At 34.5% G+C, this 15,360-nt stretch carries 25 protein-coding genes; all 25 read left to right on the plus strand.

Going from position 1 to position 15,360, the window contains the following annotated elements:
• Positions 1–52 precede the first annotated feature (52 nt).
• The 25 genes from rpsL to rpsE all read left to right on the plus strand — a co-directional run bounded on the left by rpsL (position 53) and on the right by rpsE (position 15,360).
• Positions 53–433, plus strand: a complete 381-nt coding sequence (gene rpsL / locus CP523_RS08960) for a 30S ribosomal protein S12 (protein ID WP_021876935.1) — start codon at positions 53–55, stop codon at positions 431–433.
• A 142-nt stretch (positions 434–575) separates the two neighbouring features.
• Positions 576–1,046: a 30S ribosomal protein S7 gene (gene rpsG, locus CP523_RS08965; RefSeq protein ID WP_066678844.1), complete on the plus strand. Its 471-nt coding sequence runs from the start codon at positions 576–578 to the stop codon at positions 1,044–1,046.
• A gap of 74 nt (positions 1,047–1,120) precedes the next feature.
• Positions 1,121–3,181, plus strand: coding sequence for an elongation factor G (gene fusA / locus CP523_RS08970; protein ID WP_066678845.1), 2,061 nt, complete (start codon positions 1,121–1,123; stop codon positions 3,179–3,181).
• A 186-nt stretch (positions 3,182–3,367) separates the two neighbouring features.
• Positions 3,368–4,561, plus strand: coding sequence for an elongation factor Tu (tuf, locus tag CP523_RS08975; RefSeq protein WP_120140791.1), 1,194 nt, complete (start codon positions 3,368–3,370; stop codon positions 4,559–4,561).
• Positions 4,562–4,769: 208 nt separating this feature from the next.
• Positions 4,770–5,999 carry an IS91 family transposase gene (locus CP523_RS08980; RefSeq protein WP_120140379.1) on the plus strand — a complete coding sequence of 410 codons (1,230 nt, stop codon included), beginning with the start codon at positions 4,770–4,772 and terminating at the stop codon, positions 5,997–5,999.
• Between the two features lie 14 nt (positions 6,000–6,013).
• Positions 6,014–6,205 carry a hypothetical protein gene (locus CP523_RS08985; protein WP_066677279.1) on the plus strand — a complete coding sequence of 64 codons (192 nt, stop codon included), beginning with the start codon at positions 6,014–6,016 and terminating at the stop codon, positions 6,203–6,205.
• Positions 6,206–6,736: 531 nt separating this feature from the next.
• Positions 6,737–7,045, plus strand: coding sequence for a 30S ribosomal protein S10 (rpsJ, locus tag CP523_RS08990; protein ID WP_021876938.1), 309 nt, complete (start codon positions 6,737–6,739; stop codon positions 7,043–7,045).
• 77 nt (positions 7,046–7,122) lie between these two features.
• Positions 7,123–7,752, plus strand: coding sequence for a 50S ribosomal protein L3 (gene rplC / locus CP523_RS08995; RefSeq protein WP_066678351.1), 630 nt, complete (start codon positions 7,123–7,125; stop codon positions 7,750–7,752).
• Between the two features lie 23 nt (positions 7,753–7,775).
• Positions 7,776–8,396 carry a 50S ribosomal protein L4 gene (gene rplD, locus CP523_RS09000; protein ID WP_066678352.1) on the plus strand — a complete coding sequence of 207 codons (621 nt, stop codon included), beginning with the start codon at positions 7,776–7,778 and terminating at the stop codon, positions 8,394–8,396.
• Entirely contained in the window at positions 8,396–8,692 is a 297-nt protein-coding gene (rplW, locus tag CP523_RS09005) for a 50S ribosomal protein L23 (RefSeq protein ID WP_066678354.1), read from the plus strand. Before rplD ends, rplW begins: the two co-directional genes overlap by 1 nt.
• Before the next feature lie 63 nt (positions 8,693–8,755).
• Positions 8,756–9,589, plus strand: coding sequence for a 50S ribosomal protein L2 (gene rplB / locus CP523_RS09010; RefSeq protein ID WP_120140793.1), 834 nt, complete (start codon positions 8,756–8,758; stop codon positions 9,587–9,589).
• Positions 9,590–9,657: 68 nt separating this feature from the next.
• Complete coding sequence (gene rpsS, locus CP523_RS09015) at positions 9,658–9,942, plus strand: 30S ribosomal protein S19 (RefSeq protein WP_021876943.1); 285 nt, start codon at positions 9,658–9,660, stop codon at positions 9,940–9,942.
• A 21-nt stretch (positions 9,943–9,963) separates the two neighbouring features.
• On the plus strand, positions 9,964–10,299 hold the full coding sequence (gene rplV, locus CP523_RS09020) for a 50S ribosomal protein L22 (protein ID WP_066678356.1): 336 nt from the start codon (positions 9,964–9,966) through the stop codon (positions 10,297–10,299).
• Positions 10,300–10,318: 19 nt separating this feature from the next.
• The gene (gene rpsC, locus CP523_RS09025) at positions 10,319–10,987 is read left to right on the plus strand and encodes a 30S ribosomal protein S3 (RefSeq protein ID WP_066678358.1); all 669 of its coding nucleotides are present in this window, start codon (positions 10,319–10,321) and stop codon (positions 10,985–10,987) included.
• Between the two features lie 17 nt (positions 10,988–11,004).
• Positions 11,005–11,439 carry a 50S ribosomal protein L16 gene (gene rplP, locus CP523_RS09030; RefSeq protein ID WP_066678360.1) on the plus strand — a complete coding sequence of 145 codons (435 nt, stop codon included), beginning with the start codon at positions 11,005–11,007 and terminating at the stop codon, positions 11,437–11,439.
• Positions 11,439–11,651, plus strand: coding sequence for a 50S ribosomal protein L29 (gene rpmC / locus CP523_RS09035; protein WP_066678361.1), 213 nt, complete (start codon positions 11,439–11,441; stop codon positions 11,649–11,651). The genes rplP and rpmC overlap by 1 nt, the downstream gene beginning before the upstream one ends.
• A 22-nt stretch (positions 11,652–11,673) precedes the next feature.
• Positions 11,674–11,928 carry a 30S ribosomal protein S17 gene (gene rpsQ / locus CP523_RS09040; RefSeq protein ID WP_021876948.1) on the plus strand — a complete coding sequence of 85 codons (255 nt, stop codon included), beginning with the start codon at positions 11,674–11,676 and terminating at the stop codon, positions 11,926–11,928.
• 28 nt (positions 11,929–11,956) lie between these two features.
• Entirely contained in the window at positions 11,957–12,325 is a 369-nt protein-coding gene (gene rplN, locus CP523_RS09045) for a 50S ribosomal protein L14 (RefSeq protein ID WP_021876949.1), read from the plus strand.
• A gap of 17 nt (positions 12,326–12,342) precedes the next feature.
• Entirely contained in the window at positions 12,343–12,657 is a 315-nt protein-coding gene (gene rplX / locus CP523_RS09050) for a 50S ribosomal protein L24 (protein WP_021876950.1), read from the plus strand.
• A 22-nt stretch (positions 12,658–12,679) separates the two neighbouring features.
• Positions 12,680–13,222 carry a 50S ribosomal protein L5 gene (rplE, locus tag CP523_RS09055; RefSeq protein ID WP_066678363.1) on the plus strand — a complete coding sequence of 181 codons (543 nt, stop codon included), beginning with the start codon at positions 12,680–12,682 and terminating at the stop codon, positions 13,220–13,222.
• Between the two features lie 15 nt (positions 13,223–13,237).
• Positions 13,238–13,423 carry a type Z 30S ribosomal protein S14 gene (locus tag CP523_RS09060; protein ID WP_021876952.1) on the plus strand — a complete coding sequence of 62 codons (186 nt, stop codon included), beginning with the start codon at positions 13,238–13,240 and terminating at the stop codon, positions 13,421–13,423.
• Positions 13,424–13,452: 29 nt separating this feature from the next.
• Positions 13,453–13,851 carry a 30S ribosomal protein S8 gene (gene rpsH / locus CP523_RS09065; protein ID WP_066678365.1) on the plus strand — a complete coding sequence of 133 codons (399 nt, stop codon included), beginning with the start codon at positions 13,453–13,455 and terminating at the stop codon, positions 13,849–13,851.
• A 66-nt stretch (positions 13,852–13,917) separates the two neighbouring features.
• Positions 13,918–14,460 carry a 50S ribosomal protein L6 gene (gene rplF, locus CP523_RS09070; RefSeq protein ID WP_021876954.1) on the plus strand — a complete coding sequence of 181 codons (543 nt, stop codon included), beginning with the start codon at positions 13,918–13,920 and terminating at the stop codon, positions 14,458–14,460.
• Between the two features lie 20 nt (positions 14,461–14,480).
• A complete protein-coding gene (gene rplR / locus CP523_RS09075) occupies positions 14,481–14,843 on the plus strand; it encodes a 50S ribosomal protein L18 (RefSeq protein WP_066678367.1) in 363 nt (120 codons plus the stop codon).
• Positions 14,844–14,862: 19 nt separating this feature from the next.
• On the plus strand, positions 14,863–15,360 hold the full coding sequence (rpsE, locus tag CP523_RS09080) for a 30S ribosomal protein S5 (RefSeq protein WP_066678370.1): 498 nt from the start codon (positions 14,863–14,865) through the stop codon (positions 15,358–15,360).

Below are 15,360 nucleotides of genomic sequence, written 5' to 3' on the forward strand. Positions count from 1 at the left end.
AAGCTTTTATCTTAAATATTAAATAGATAAATAAATTTCAGGAGGTGAAATAATGCCAACTATAAGTCAATTAGTTAGAAAAGGCAGAAAAACTATTGTCAACAAGTCAACAGCACCAGCACTTAATGAGTGTCCACAAAGAAGAGGGGTTTGTACTGTTGTTAAAACAACAACTCCTAAAAAGCCTAACTCAGCGTTAAGAAAAATCGCAAGAGTAAGACTTACAAATGGATTCGAAGTAACTGCATATATTGGTGGTGTAGGACACAACTTACAAGAACATAGTGTTGTTCTTATAAGAGGTGGTAGAGTTAAGGACCTTCCTGGTGTTAGATACCATATCGTAAGAGGAGCACTAGATTGTGCTGGAGTAGCTAACAGAATGCAAGGAAGATCAAAGTACGGTGCTAAGAAGCCGAAGGCAAAAAAGTAGTTTAAACTACACCAGTGCTTGTCTTCAGCATTTACATAGATTTATAAATTAAGTTTATATAGATGAAGAGGCGAAGCACTTTACGGTAAAAATTACCGAGTACCAATGAACTTAAATTTATCATGTTAAGGAGGGAAGAAAAGTGCCAAGAAAAGGACATATTGCAAAGAGAGATGTATTACCAGATCCAATGTACAACTCAAAAGTTGTTACAAAGTTAATAAATAACGTAATGATCGATGGTAAAAAAGGAGTAGCACAAAAGATATGCTACGAAGCGTTTGAAATTATGGCGCAAAAAACAGGCAAAGAAGCTTTAGAAGTATTTGAAGAAGCTATGAACAATGTAATGCCTTTATTAGAAGTTAAAGCTAGAAGAATAGGTGGTGCTAACTACCAAGTTCCGATAGAAGTAAGACCAGAAAGAAGACAGACTTTAGGGTTAAGATGGATCTTAGATGCTTCAAGAAAAAGAGGCGAAAAGTTAATGGCTCAAAGATTAGCTGGAGAATTATTAGATGCAGCTAACAATACTGGAGCAGCTGTTAAGAAGAGAGAAGATACTCATAAGATGGCTGAAGCAAACAAAGCTTTTGCTCATTACAGATACTAGTAAACAAACTGTTTTGGCTGTTGCCAAAACAGTTTTGTCGAATTTAAAATTACTCATTGAGAGGAGGAAACATAATGGCTAGAAAATATCCATTAGAAAAATTCCGTAACTTCGGAATAATGGCTCATATAGATGCCGGTAAAACTACGACAACTGAGCGTATATTATTCTACACAGGTAGAAGCCATAAAATAGGAGAAGTTCACGAAGGTGCAGCTACAATGGACTGGATGGTTCAAGAGCAAGAAAGAGGTATAACAATTACTTCTGCTGCAACAACATGTGAATGGCAAGGTCATGAACTAAATATCATCGATACTCCAGGACACGTAGATTTTACAGTTGAAGTTGAAAGATCTTTAAGAGTACTTGATGGTGCTGTAACTGTTTTAGATGCTAAGAGTGGTGTTGAACCTCAAACTGAAACAGTATGGAGACAGGCAGATAAATATGGCGTTCCAAGAATGATATATGTTAATAAAATGGATGCTACAGGTGCTGATTTCTTCAGATGTGTAAACACTGTAAGAGAAAGATTAAAGGCTAATGCAGTTCCAATACAAATTCCTATAGGATCTGAAGATCAATTTAAAGGAATGGTAGATTTAATATCTAATAAAGCTAACGTTTTCTATGATGATTTAGGAAAAGATGTTAGAATAGAAGAAATTCCTGCAGATTTAGTAGATCAAGCTGAAGAATATAGAATGGCTATGATAGAAGCTATAGCTGAAACAGATGAATCATTAATGGAAAAATATCTTGAAGGGGAAGAATTAACTGAAGAAGAGTTAATGGCTGCTTTAAGAAAGGCTACAATAGCTAATGAAATAGTACCATGTATTTGTGGATCATCATACAAAAACAAGGGTGTTCAAGAAATGATTAATGGTGTTGTTGACTTCTTACCATCACCATTAGATATTCCAGCTGTTAAGGGAACTACTTTAGAAGGTGAAGAAGCTACAAGAGAAGCATCAGATGATGCTCCAATGGCAGCTTTAGCATTTAAAATAGCGGCAGACCCATTTGTTGGTAAATTAGCATTTACAAGAGTTTATTCAGGTGTTATGCAAAGTGGATCATACGTATTAAACTCAACAAAGGGAAAGAAAGAAAGAATAGGAAGACTTGTTAAGATGCACGCTAATTCAAGAGAAGAAGTAGAAGCATTAGAAGCAGGTGAATTAGGTGCTATTATAGGATTAAAGAATACTACAACAGGAGATACTCTTTGTTTAGAAAATGATCCAATAATATTAGAAGCAATGGAATTCCCAGAACCAGTTATATCTGTAGCTATCGAGCCAAAGACAAAAGCTGGTCAAGAAAAGATGGGATTAGCATTAGCTAAGTTAGCAGAAGAAGATCCTACATTTAAGACTTACACTGATCAAGAAACTGGTCAAACAATCATTGCTGGTATGGGTGAACTTCACTTAGAAATCATCGTTGATAGATTAACTAGAGAATTTAAAGTTGAATGTAACGTTGGCGCTCCACAAGTTGCATACAAGGAAACTATCAGAAAAGGTGTTAAAGCTGAAGCTAAATATGCTAAGCAATCAGGTGGTAAGGGACAATACGGTCACTGTGTTATCGAAATGGAACCAACAGAAGGCGAATATGCTTTTGAAAATGCTATAGTTGGGGGAGCTATTCCAAGAGAATATATTCCTGCTATAGACAATGGTATCCAAGAAGCCGCTAAGAGCGGGGTTATAGCTGGTTATGAAACTATTAACTTTAAGGTTAAATTAGTTCATGGATCATACCATGATGTCGATTCATCAGAAATGGCCTTCAAGATTGCTGGATCAATGGCATTCAAAAATGCTATGGCTAAAGCAGACCCAGTATTACTTGAACCAATGATGAAGGTTGAAGTTACAATTCCAGAAGAATACATGGGAGATGTAATGGGAGACATCAACTCAAGAAGAGGTAGAATTGAAGGAATGGAAGCAGTTAATGGTGCTCAAATCATTAGATCATTTGTTCCGCTATCAGAAATGTTTGGATATGCAACTACTTTAAGATCAAGAACTCAAGGTAGAGGTACTTATTCAATGGTATTTGACCATTTCGAAGAAGTTCCAAAGAGCATTCAAGAAAAGATTAAGGGTGAAAGATAATTCACTTTAATACTAACTATAGTATTGTTATTCATATTAATATGAATAACAATACTGAAAGAATACCTTCATTATATAGTAAATAGAAGAAGGAAAAATTCACATAACTATAGAAAATTAGAACGGGATTAGATATAATATCTAAGAAGGTTCATATAATTAATTTCCATAGAGGAGGAATTTACAATGGCAAAGCAAAAATTCGAAAGAAGTAAACCACACGTAAACATTGGAACAATCGGTCACGTAGACCACGGTAAGACAACATTAACAGCTGCAATCACAACTGTTTTAGCAAACAGAGGATTAGCAGAATCATTCAAATATGATGAAATTGATAAGGCTCCAGAAGAAAAAGAAAGAGGAATCACAATCAATACAGCACACGTTGAATACCAAACAGACAACAGACACTATGCACACGTTGACTGTCCAGGACATGCTGACTACGTTAAGAACATGATCACTGGAGCAGCACAAATGGATGGAGCAATCCTAGTTTGTTCAGCAGCAGACGGTCCAATGCCACAAACAAGAGAACATATACTACTAGCATCAAGAGTTGGTGTTGACTATATCGTAGTATTCTTAAACAAGGCAGATATGGTAGATGACGAAGAATTATTAGAATTAGTAGAAATGGAAGTTAGAGAATTATTATCAGAATACAACTTCCCAGGAGATGATATTCCAGTAATCAAGGGATCAGCTTTAGTAGCATTAGAAAACCCAACAGATGAAAAATCAATCGCTCCAATCTTAGAATTAATGGAAGCAGTAGATAGCTACATTCCAACACCAGAAAGAGCAACAGATAAGCCATTCTTAATGCCAGTAGAAGATGTATTCACAATAACTGGTAGAGGAACAGTTGCAACAGGAAGAGTTGAAAGAGGAGTTCTTCATGTAGGAGACGAAGTAGAAATCGTTGGATTATCAGAAGAAAGCAGAAAAGTAGTAGTAACAGGAATAGAAATGTTCAGAAAGTTACTAGACGAAGCACAAGCTGGAGATAATGTTGGAGTACTTTTAAGAGGTGTTCAAAGAACAGATATCGAAAGAGGTCAAGTATTAGCAAAGACTGGATCAGTTAAGCCACACAGCAAGTTCGTAGGTCAAGTATACGTACTTAAGAAAGAAGAAGGTGGAAGACATACTCCATTCTTCGATGGATACAGACCACAATTCTACTTCAGAACAACAGACGTTACTGGATCAATCAAATTACCAGACGGAATGGAAATGGTTATGCCAGGAGACCACATTGATATGAACGTTGAATTAATCACTCAAGTAGCAATGGATGAAGGATTAAGATTCGCTATCAGAGAAGGTGGAAGAACTGTAGGTTCAGGAGTTGTTACTAGCATAATAGAATAATTTTATTTTAAGTAATAACAAATTTAATTATATATAAATAGCGCTAAAAAGTGATCACTATTAAGAAAGAGTAAGGGGACGCCTTTACTCTTTCTTTTTTTAATGTACAGGAAAGTATAAAAATTTTGAAGGCTGAAAATTAGATATTATCTAGCTTTTAGCCTTCAAATATGTTAGATTAATTAATTATAAATTAGAGGTTTAACAGATGAAAAAAGGTAAGATAAAAAGAATATTAGAAGACCATTGGAAAGAGTTTGAAAAGTTATATAAAAATAAGATTAGACCTAATGTTAAAAAGGAAGTAGAAAAAGTTTTAAAGTGTAAAGATACAAAGTATGGATTTATTGAATTGAAGTGTAATAATTGTAATACTACAAAGAGAATCGGATTTACATGTAAAAGTAGATTTTGTACTTCATGTGGAAAGATTTATACGGATAATTGGATTGATAATATGTTGGGAAATTTAATAAATGTTAGGCATAGACATATAGTTTTTACTATACCAAAAGAATTAAGAGAATTCTTTGGACTGGATAGACAAAGACTTAAGATATTGCCGAAGTGCGCAGCGAGAGCTGTTACGAGTTGGATGCATAGTTTAAATAGAAAGGAGGAATTCACACCAGGTATAGTAACTGTAATACATACATTTGGAAGAGATTTAAAGTGGAATCCTCATGTACATATGATGGTTACAGAAGGAGGGAGAGGAAATATAACAGAATGGAGGCATATAAGGCACATATCTTATGAATCATTAAGAAAAAGATGGCAAAAGGTTTTGTTAGATGAAATAACTTATATAAATGGAAATACAAAAGAAATTAAATTACTAAAAAATAAACTATATAAAGAGAAAGATAAAGGTTTTTATGTTCATGCTAAAACTGAGATAAAATCAGCGAAGACAGCAGCAAAATATGTAGGGAGATATGTGGGACGTCCTGCGATAGCGGAATCAAGGATTCTTAAATATGATGGTGAAAATGTGACTTATAAATATACTAGACATGAAGATAATAAGGTCATAGTTGAAACTGTACATGTATATGAGTTCATAAAAAGAATAATAAGACATATTCCAGAGAAAAATTTTAAAATGATAAGATACTTTGGAATTTATTCTAGAAGAAGCAAAGGAAAATTTAATTTTATAAAAATGATAGATGAAAAGATATTAAGTATAAGAAGATCTATAGCAACTTGGGAGAATAGAATACTGGCAATAAGTGGTGTAAATCCGTGTAAATGTCCTAACTGTGGTAATAAAATGAGATTTCATGATATTGTATATCCTAAATATGGGTCCATGAGGGAACGGCTGAGAATTAAGATTATAGAAGAGAATGAAGAAAAATTAGAAAAGGCTATAGAAAATTATGCTATTACTAAACGTATATTAAGTGGTAAAATAATTCCGAAAACAACTTAGTTGGAGGAAGTAAGATGAAAACAGAGGAAATATTATATATTTGTACTATTTGCGGAGCTAAAGAAAATATTCCTAAAGAAGTAGTTGAATATTTTGATGAAATGGATCAAAGCAATGTTGATGAACCACCATGCTTTTCATGTGAAAAGTGCGGAGGAGTAATGAGGCCTAAAGAGTATACTGGAGTATATGGAATAAAGTATTAATTAATAGGAAAAATATAGCATAGAACAGATATCGGTTCTATGCTTCTTAAGGTACTTAAAATTAAATTCCCGAAGGGAGCGTGGCGAAAGCCACTTTTTTATTATAAAAAAGAATGATTAAGTTATCTGAAATTTAGGTATAATATTAAGTAGAAATGTTATAATCCAAATATTACAATAAAAAATATGTTGATAAAAATATAAAAGCCTAATAAAATATAATTACTGAGAAAAATGTGATTTAAAATTAATGAAAAAATTAATTTGAAAAAAAATGAAAAAAGGCTAAAAAAGTCTTGAAAATACTATGTAAAGATAGTATAATGAAGAAGTTGTATAGCGAACAGCGATGAGTCAAGAGGTTGCCGGACTTCCGGGTTAATTCTTGATGAGTATGTTAGGATCTAGAATCCAACGACAGGGGTTTTGTAATTCTTTGTGTGTTTTAATAGGAAACACCAGGAACAGTTTATAGAACAACCGCTGTTGTGCGTTAGAAGTAAAGCGTACATGAAAAGGAGGGAAACCAAGATGTCAAAACAAAAAATAAGAATCAGATTAAAGGCTTTTGATCACACAATATTAGATCAATCAGCTGAAAAGATCGTTGAAACAGCAAAGTCAACAGGAGCTAAAGTTGCAGGTCCAGTACCACTACCAACTGAGAAAGATGTTGTTACTATATTAAGAGCTGTTCACAAATATAAAGATTCAAGAGAACAATTCGAAATCAGAACACACAAGAGATTAATCGATATAGTTAATCCATCACCTAAAACAGTTGATGCTTTAATGAGATTAAACTTACCAGCTGGTGTTGATATCGAAATTAAGCTATAATAGCTATTATTAAATAAACAGTTTGAACGGTTATGATTGTTATTCAATCCGCTAATACGTTTAGGAGGTGTAAATACATGAAAAAGGCTATATTAGGAAAGAAAATAGGAATGACTCAAATATTTGATGAAAATGGAAAAGTTATTCCAGTAACAGTAGTAGAAGCTGGCCCATGTGTTGTTGTTCAAAAGAAGACTATCGAAAAAGATGGTTATGAAGCAATACAAGTAGGTTTCGGAGATGTTAGAGAAAAGCTTGTTAACAAGCCAAAGAAAGGACATTTTGCTAAGGCGGGTGTATCTTTAAAGAGAAGATTAAAAGAATTCAGATTAGAAGATTGTTCAACTTATGAAGTTGGTCAAGAATTTAAAGCTGACATATTTGCAGCAGGAGAAAAAATTGATGTATCAGGAGTTTCTAAAGGTAAGGGATTCCAAGGTGTTATCAAGAGATGGAATGCTAATAGAGGACCTATGACTCACGGTTCTAAATTCCACAGAGCAGTTGGTTCAATGGGAGCTTCATCAGATCCATCAAGAACTTTCAAGAACAAGAATATGCCAGGGCATATGGGTGCTGTTAACACAACAGTAATAAACTTAGAAGTAGTTAAGGTTATAGCTGAAAAGAACTTAATACTAATTAAGGGTGGTATCCCAGGACCTAACAAAGGTACAGTAGTAATAAGAAACGCAGTTAAAGCTTAATTCTGTAGAAAGGAGGAAACAGGATGCCTACAGTAGGATTATTTAATCAAGAAGGAAAACAAGTTGGAGATATCCAATTAAATGATAATGTGTTCGGAGTTGAAGTTAATCAAGATGCAATGCACCAAATGGTTGTTGCTTTATTAGCTAACAAGAGACAAGGAACTCAATCAGCTAAGACTAGAGCTGAGGTTAGAGGAGGCGGAATTAAGCCTTGGAGACAAAAGGGAACTGGTAGAGCAAGACAAGGTTCTATTAGAGCACCACAATGGATCAAAGGTGGTATAGTATTCGCACCAAAACCAAGAGATTACAGAATGTCAGTACCAAAGAGCATGAGAAGAGTAGCTATGAAGTCTGCTTTAACTAGCAAGGTACAAGAAGGAGAAATGATAGTTTTAGAAAACTTAACATTTGAAGCTCCTAAGACTAAGAACATGGTTGAAGTTTTAAAAGCTTTCGAAGCTAAGAAGACTTTAATAGTAACTGCGGAATCAAACGAAGCAGTTTACAAATCAGCAAGAAACATTGCAGGTGTTGAAGTAATGCCAGTTAACAACATTAATGTTTATGATTTATTAAAGTTCCAAAAATTAATCATAACTAAGGATGCTGTATCAAAAATCGAGGAGGTGTACGCATAATGAAAATGACAAGCCATGATATCATAAGAAAGCCTGTTATAACTGAAAAAAGTATGGCTGCTATGGCAGAGAAAAAGTACACTTTCATAGTTCACATAAACGCTAATAAGGTTCAAATAAAAAGAGCTGTTGAAGAAGTTTTTGGCGTTAAAGTTGAAAATGTTCAAACATTAAGAACTATGGGAAAAACTAAGAGAATGGGCGTACATGTAGGAAAAAGAGCTGACTTTAAGAAAGCTATCATCACATTAACTGAAGATAGCAAGAATATTGAATTCTTTGAAGGAATGCAATAATTTAAAGTAAAGCGAGTTATTGGTACATAGTACCAGATAAGCTGAAAGAAGGAGGGAATTTACATGGCAGTTAAAAAGTTTAGACCGACTACACCATCAAGAAGAGAAATGACTATGGCTACTTTTGAAGAAGTAACTACTAGCTCACCAGAAAAATCACTTCTTGTATCTTTAAAGAAAAGTGGCGGTAGAAATGCTCAAGGTAAAATAACTGTTAGACACCACGGTGGTGGAGCTAAGAGAAAATATAGAATAATAGATTTCAAAAGAAATAAGGATGGTATCCCAGCAAAGGTTGCTAGTGTAGAATACGATCCAAACAGAACAGCATACATTGCATTAGTTGTATATGCTGATGGTGAAAAGAGATATATAATCGCTCCAGTAGGATTAAAAGTTGGAGATGTTGTTGTTTCTGGACCAGAAGCTGATATAAAAGCAGGAAATGCTCTTCCATTAAGAAACATACCAGTTGGTACTTTTGTTCATAACATTGAGTTACAAGCAGGTAAGGGTGCTCAAATGGTAAGATCAGCAGGAACTACTGCACAATTAATGGCTAAAGAAGGAAATTATGCAACATTAAGATTACCTTCAGGTGAAATGAGATATGTAAGAATTGAGTGTAGAGCTACAATTGGAACAGTTTCAAATACTACTAATGATATAATTAACATAGGTAAAGCTGGTAGAAAGAGACATATGGGATGGAGACCTACAGTTAGAGGTTCAGTAATGAATCCTTGCGATCACCCTCATGGTGGTGGTGAAGGTAGATCACCAATCGGTAGACCAAGTCCAGTTACTCCATGGGGTAAACCAGCACTTGGATACAAGACTAGAAAGAATAAGAAGTATTCAGATAGATTCATAATAAAGAGAAGAAACGATAAGTAGTATGAAGAGAATCTCTAGTTCTCTTCATGGCTTGTCAACCTAGAGATTATGAAGGGAGGCAAATTATAGTGAGTAGATCAACAAAGAAAGGACCTTTCGTACACGAAGGACTTTTAAAGAAAATCGAAGAAATGAATGCTAGTGGAGAAAAGAAGGTTGTTAAGACTTGGTCAAGAAGTTCAACTATCTTTCCACAAATGATTGGTCATACAATCGCTGTTCACGACGGAAGAAAGCATGTACCTGTTTTCATAACTGAAGATATGGTTGGACAAAAACTTGGTGAGTTCGCTTTAACAAGAACTTATAGAGGACACGATTATGACGAAAAAGCGTCAAGAAAAAGAAAGTAATCCCGGAAAGGAGGAACATAAATGGAAGCTAGAGCTATAGCTAAATATGTGAGAATGTCTCCAATGAAAGTAGGAGTAGTTCTTGATTTAATAAGAGGAAAGAATATTCAAGAGGCTTTCGCTATATTACAATATACTCCAAAAGATGCAGCAGTAGTTATAAACAAGGTTTTAAAATCAGCTGTTGCAAATGCAGAAAATAATCATGAAATGGACGTAGAAAGATTATACGTTGCTGATGCATTCGTAGGTCAAGGTCCAACATTAAAGAGATTTAGACCTCACGCTCAAGGTAGAGCATTTAGAATCAACAAGAAAACAAGTCATATAACACTTGTAGTTAAAGAAAGAGCTTAGAAAAAAGGAGGGAAAACAAGTGGGTCAAAAAGTACATCCTCACGGACTTAGAGTAGGTGTTATCAAAGATTGGGATGCTAAATGGTATGCTTCAAAGAAGAACTTTGCAGACAATCTAATAGAAGATAACAAAATCAGAGAATTCGTAAAGAAAGATCTTTACTCAGCTGGTATTTCAAAAATTGAAATCGAAAGAGCTGCTAAGAGAATAAAGTTAAATATACACACTGCTAAACCTGGTGTTATCATCGGAAAAGGTGGATCTGGAATAGAAGCATTAAAAGTTAAATTAGCTAAAATAGTTAGTAACAAAAATATACTAATTAACATAGTTGAAGTTAGAAATGCAGACGCAAATGCTCAATTAATGGCAGAAAATATAGCTGCACAATTAGAAAAGAGAGTATCATTCAGAAGAGCTATGAAGCAAAGCATCCAAAGAGGTATGAGACTTGGAGCTAAGGGTGTTAAAACTGCTTGCTCAGGTAGATTAGGTGGAGCTGAAATAGCAAGAACTGAACAATATCACGAAGGAACAATTCCACTACAAACTTTAAGAGCTGACATAGATTATGGATTTGCAGAAGCAGATACAACTTACGGAAAAATCGGAGTAAAAGTTTGGGTTTATAATGGAGAAGTTCTTCCAACTAAAAAAGTTGAAAAGAAGGAAGAAGTTAACGCGTAAGAAAGGAGGAATTAATCATGTTAATGCCTAAAAGAGTTAAGCATCGTAAGGTACAACGTGGTAGAATGAAAGGAAAAGCTACAAGAGGTAATTTCCTTGCATACGGAGATTATGGTATTCAAGCTACTACTTGTGGATGGATTACTAGTAATCAAATAGAATCTGCCAGAATTGCTATAAACAGATATATTAGAAGAGGAGGAAAACTTTGGATAAAGATTTTCCCAGATAAGCCAGTAACTGAAAAGCCAGCTGAAACAAGAATGGGTTCAGGTAAAGGTTCACCAGAATATTGGGTAGCAGTAGTTAAGCCTGGTAGAGTGTTATTCGAATTATCAGGAGTTAATGAAGAAGTTGCAAGAGAAGCTATGAGACTTGCATCACACAAGCTTCCTGTAAAGTGTAAGTTCGTTACAAGAAGAGATTTTGAGGAAATGGGTGGTGAAGAATAATGAAGGCTAGAGAATTAAAAGAATTAAGAGAAAATAATCCTCAAGATTTAAAGGTTAAGCTAAATGACCTTAAAGCTGAATTATTCAACTTAAGATTCCAATTAGCTACAGGACAATTAGAAAATCCTATGAGAATAAGAGAAGTAAAGAAATCTATAGCCCAAATCAAAACCATCTTAAGAGAAGAAGAGATCAGGGCATACGAGCAGTAAATCTGAAAGGAGGTAACTCTTAATGGAAAGAGGATTAAGAAAGAAAAAAATAGGTAGAGTTGTTTCAGATAAAATGGAAAAAACTATTGTTGTTGCTGTTGAGACTAAGGTAAGACACCCATTATATGGCAAGACTGTTAATAGAACAACAAAGTTTAAAGCTCATGATGAAAACAATGAAGCTAAAATTAATGATAGAGTTTTAATTATGGAGACTAGACCATTATCTAAGGATAAGAGATGGAGACTTGTTGAAATAGTTGAAAAAGCTAAATAGGCTTTAAGACTGAAAGGAGGGTAATTCAATGATACAACAACAAACCTTACTAAAGGTAGCAGATAACTCAGGTGCTAAAGAAATTATGTGTATCAGAGTTTTAGGCGGATCAAAAAGAAAGTTCGGTAACATTGGAGATATAATAGTTGCTAGCGTTAAAAGTGCAACACCAGGCGGAGTTGTTAAAAAAGGCGACGTTGTAAAAGCTGTTATAGTTAGATCAGTTAGAGGATTAAGAAGAGCTGATGGTTCATACATTAAGTTTGATGAAAATGCAGCTGTTATTATAAAAGATGATAAGCAACCAAGAGGAACTCGTATCTTCGGACCAGTTGCTAGGGAGCTAAGAGATAAAGAATTTAACAAAATATTATCATTAGCACCTGAAGTTCTATAATAGAGGAGGTGGCTCATTTGAAGGTACATGTTAGAAAGAATGACACAGTTGTAGTTATTTCAGGTAAAGATAAAGGGAAAACAGGTGAAGTTTTAAAAGTAAGTCCTAAAACAGGTAAGGTTATCGTTCAAGGAGTTAATATAGTTAAAAAGCACCAAAAACCAAACAGAGCTAACGCTCAAGGTGGTATAATTGAAAAAGAAGGAGCTATATACAGCTCAAAAGTTATGTTATACTGCACTAAATGTAAAAACGCTACAAGAATTAGTAACAAAATCTTAGAAGATGGTACTAAAGTTAGAGTTTGTAAGAAGTGTGGAGAAACATTCTAGAATCTGAAAGGAGGTACTAATTATGACAACAAGACTTCAAGAGAAGTACGAAAAAGAAGTAGTGCAAGCTATGATAGAAAAGTTCGGATATAAAAACATCATGGAAGTTCCAAAGCTTGAGAAAATTGTCATCAACATGGGAGTAGGAGAAGCTAAGGACAATCAAAAAATATTAGAAGCAGCAGTTAATGATTTAACTATTATTGCAGGTCAAAAGCCAATCTTAACAAGAGCAAAGAAATCAGTTGCTAACTTTAAGATTAGAGAAAATATGGCTTTAGGATGTAAGGTTACATTAAGAAAGGCAAAGATGTATGAATTTGCTGATAAATTAATGTCAATTGCTCTTCCAAGAGTTAGAGATTTTAGAGGAGTTTCATCAAAGGCTTTCGATGGTAGAGGAAACTACTCATTAGGAGTTAAAGAGCAATTAATATTCCCAGAAATTGAATACGATAAAATCGATAAGGTTAGAGGAATGGATATTATCTTCGTTACATCAGCAAATACAGACGAAGAAGCAAGAGAATTATTAAGATTCCTTGGAATGCCATTTGCTCAATAATAAGGAGGGAAAACCGTGGCACGTAAGGCTATTATTGAAAAGTGGAAAAGAGAACCAAAATACTCAACAAGAGCTTATACAAGATGCAGAATATGTGGAAGACCACATTCAGTACTAAAAAAATTTGGTATTTGCCGTATATGCTTTAGAGAACTTGCTTACAAGGGTCAAATCCCTGGTTGTAAGAAAGCAAGTTGGTAAAACCTATATAGTGAAAGGAGGCACATTAAATGGTTATGACAGATCCTATCGCAGATTTGCTAACACGTATAAGAAATGCAAATGCTGTAAGACATGAAGTTGTAGAAGTACCTTCATCAAACATGAAGAAGGCTGTTACGAATATATTATTACAAGAGGGATATATAAAAGAAATAGAGGAATACAACGATGGAGTAGTTCCAATGTTAAGAATATCTCTTAAGTATGGTGCAAATAAAGAAAGAGTTATAACTGGTATAAAGAGAATATCAAAACCAGGATTAAGAGTTTACTGTAAGAAGGATGAAACACCAAAGGTTCTTAATGGACTAGGAATCGCTATAATATCAACTTCTAAAGGTTTATTAGTTGATAGAGAAGCTAGAAAAGCTGGATTAGGCGGAGAAGTAGTTTGCTACGTTTGGTAGTTCTTTAATTAGAAAGTAACTAAGATTAACATATATACACGAACAAGTAAAACAGGAGGTGCGATTATGTCAAGAGTAGGTAGATTACCTATAGCTATACCTGCAGGCGTAACTGTAACTGTTTCAGCAGAAAATGTTGTTACAGTTAAAGGTCCAAAGGGCGAACTTGTTAAAGCTATGAACAAAGACATGAATATAGCAGTTGAAGACAACCAAGTTGTTGTTACTAGACCTAGCGATCAAAAAGAGCACAGAGCTCTTCATGGATTAACTAGAGCATTAATCAACAACATGATAATCGGAGTTGAAAAAGGATTTGAAAAATCTTTAGAATTAATAGGTGTTGGTTATAGAGCTCAATTACAAGGTAAGAAACTTGTAATGAACTTAGGATATTCACATCCAGTTGAAATAGAACCAATCGAAGGTGTTACTTTCGAAACTCCAGCTGCAACAAAAGTTGTAGTTAAGGGTATCGACAAGGAAAAGGTTGGAGCTGCTGCGGCTGATATAAGATCATGGAGAAAACCTGAACCATATAAGGGTAAGGGAATTAAGTACGATAACGAAGTTATCAGACGTAAAGAAGGTAAAACTGGTAAGAAATAATAGAAAGGAGTGAGCCTTTTATGTTCAAGAAGGTAGACAGAAAAGCTAGTAGAGAAAGACGTCACCTTAGAGTACGTAAGAAAATTTCTGGTACTCCTGAGAGACCAAGACTTTCAGTATATAGAAGTGAAAAAAATATATATGCTCAAATAATAGATGATGTTAATGCAGTAACTTTAGTTTCAGCTTCAAGCTTAGACAAAGATTTTGCTGTAAAGGCAGGCGGAAATAAAGAGGCAGCTAAGCTTGTAGGAGAATTAGTTGCTAAGAAAGCTTTAGAAAAAGGAATCTCAGAAGTAGTATTTGACAGAGGTGGATACGTTTATCACGGAAGAGTTCAAACATTAGCTGAAGCTGCAAGAGAAGCAGGTTTAAAATTCTAATAAACAAGGAGGGAAACACATGAGAGTCGATCCTAGCACACTAGACCTTAAAGAAAAGGTTGTTTATATAAACAGAGTAACTAAGGTTGTTAAGGGTGGTAGAAACTTCAGATTCAGCGCTTTAGTAGTTGTAGGTGACGAAAACGGACACGTAGGCGTGGGAATGGGTAAGTCAATAGAAATCCCTGAAGCAATCAAAAAAGGAATTGAAGACGCTAAGAAGCACTTAGTAAGTGTTGCGATAGTTGAAAACACAGTTCCTCATGAAATATATGGTAAATTTGGAACTGGTAAAGTTCTTATAATGCCAGCTAAAGAAGGTACAGGAGTTATAGCTGGAGGTCCAGCAAGATCTGTATTAGAATTAGCAGGATTAAAGGATGTTAGAGCTAAGTCATTAGGTTCAAACAATCCTAAAAATATGGTAAATGCAACAATCAACGGATTAGCAAACTTAAGAACAGCTGAAGATATAGCTAAATTAAGAGGCAAAACTGTTGAAGAAATTTTAGGTTAG

This window comes from Clostridium septicum (assembly GCF_003606265.1).
GTDB classification, from domain to species: domain Bacteria; phylum Bacillota; class Clostridia; order Clostridiales; family Clostridiaceae; genus Clostridium; species Clostridium septicum.

Coding starts and splice junctions, on each gene's coding strand:
- rpsL (WP_021876935.1), top strand. CDS start 53: ATGCCAACTATAAGTCAATTAGTTAGAAAAGGCAGAAAAACTATTGTC.
- fusA (WP_066678845.1), top strand. CDS start 1,121: ATGGCTAGAAAATATCCATTAGAAAAATTCCGTAACTTCGGAATAATG.
- tuf (WP_120140791.1), top strand. CDS start 3,368: ATGGCAAAGCAAAAATTCGAAAGAAGTAAACCACACGTAAACATTGGA.
- CP523_RS08980 (WP_120140379.1), top strand. CDS start 4,770: ATGAAAAAAGGTAAGATAAAAAGAATATTAGAAGACCATTGGAAAGAG.
- CP523_RS08985 (WP_066677279.1), top strand. CDS start 6,014: ATGAAAACAGAGGAAATATTATATATTTGTACTATTTGCGGAGCTAAA.
- rpsJ (WP_021876938.1), top strand. CDS start 6,737: ATGTCAAAACAAAAAATAAGAATCAGATTAAAGGCTTTTGATCACACA.
- rplC (WP_066678351.1), top strand. CDS start 7,123: ATGAAAAAGGCTATATTAGGAAAGAAAATAGGAATGACTCAAATATTT.
- rplD (WP_066678352.1), top strand. CDS start 7,776: ATGCCTACAGTAGGATTATTTAATCAAGAAGGAAAACAAGTTGGAGAT.
- rplW (WP_066678354.1), top strand. CDS start 8,396: ATGAAAATGACAAGCCATGATATCATAAGAAAGCCTGTTATAACTGAA.
- rplB (WP_120140793.1), top strand. CDS start 8,756: ATGGCAGTTAAAAAGTTTAGACCGACTACACCATCAAGAAGAGAAATG.
- rplV (WP_066678356.1), top strand. CDS start 9,964: ATGGAAGCTAGAGCTATAGCTAAATATGTGAGAATGTCTCCAATGAAA.
- rplP (WP_066678360.1), top strand. CDS start 11,005: ATGTTAATGCCTAAAAGAGTTAAGCATCGTAAGGTACAACGTGGTAGA.
- rpmC (WP_066678361.1), top strand. CDS start 11,439: ATGAAGGCTAGAGAATTAAAAGAATTAAGAGAAAATAATCCTCAAGAT.
- rpsQ (WP_021876948.1), top strand. CDS start 11,674: ATGGAAAGAGGATTAAGAAAGAAAAAAATAGGTAGAGTTGTTTCAGAT.
- rplN (WP_021876949.1), top strand. CDS start 11,957: ATGATACAACAACAAACCTTACTAAAGGTAGCAGATAACTCAGGTGCT.
- rplE (WP_066678363.1), top strand. CDS start 12,680: ATGACAACAAGACTTCAAGAGAAGTACGAAAAAGAAGTAGTGCAAGCT.
- rpsH (WP_066678365.1), top strand. CDS start 13,453: ATGGTTATGACAGATCCTATCGCAGATTTGCTAACACGTATAAGAAAT.
- rplF (WP_021876954.1), top strand. CDS start 13,918: ATGTCAAGAGTAGGTAGATTACCTATAGCTATACCTGCAGGCGTAACT.
- rplR (WP_066678367.1), top strand. CDS start 14,481: ATGTTCAAGAAGGTAGACAGAAAAGCTAGTAGAGAAAGACGTCACCTT.
- rpsE (WP_066678370.1), top strand. CDS start 14,863: ATGAGAGTCGATCCTAGCACACTAGACCTTAAAGAAAAGGTTGTTTAT.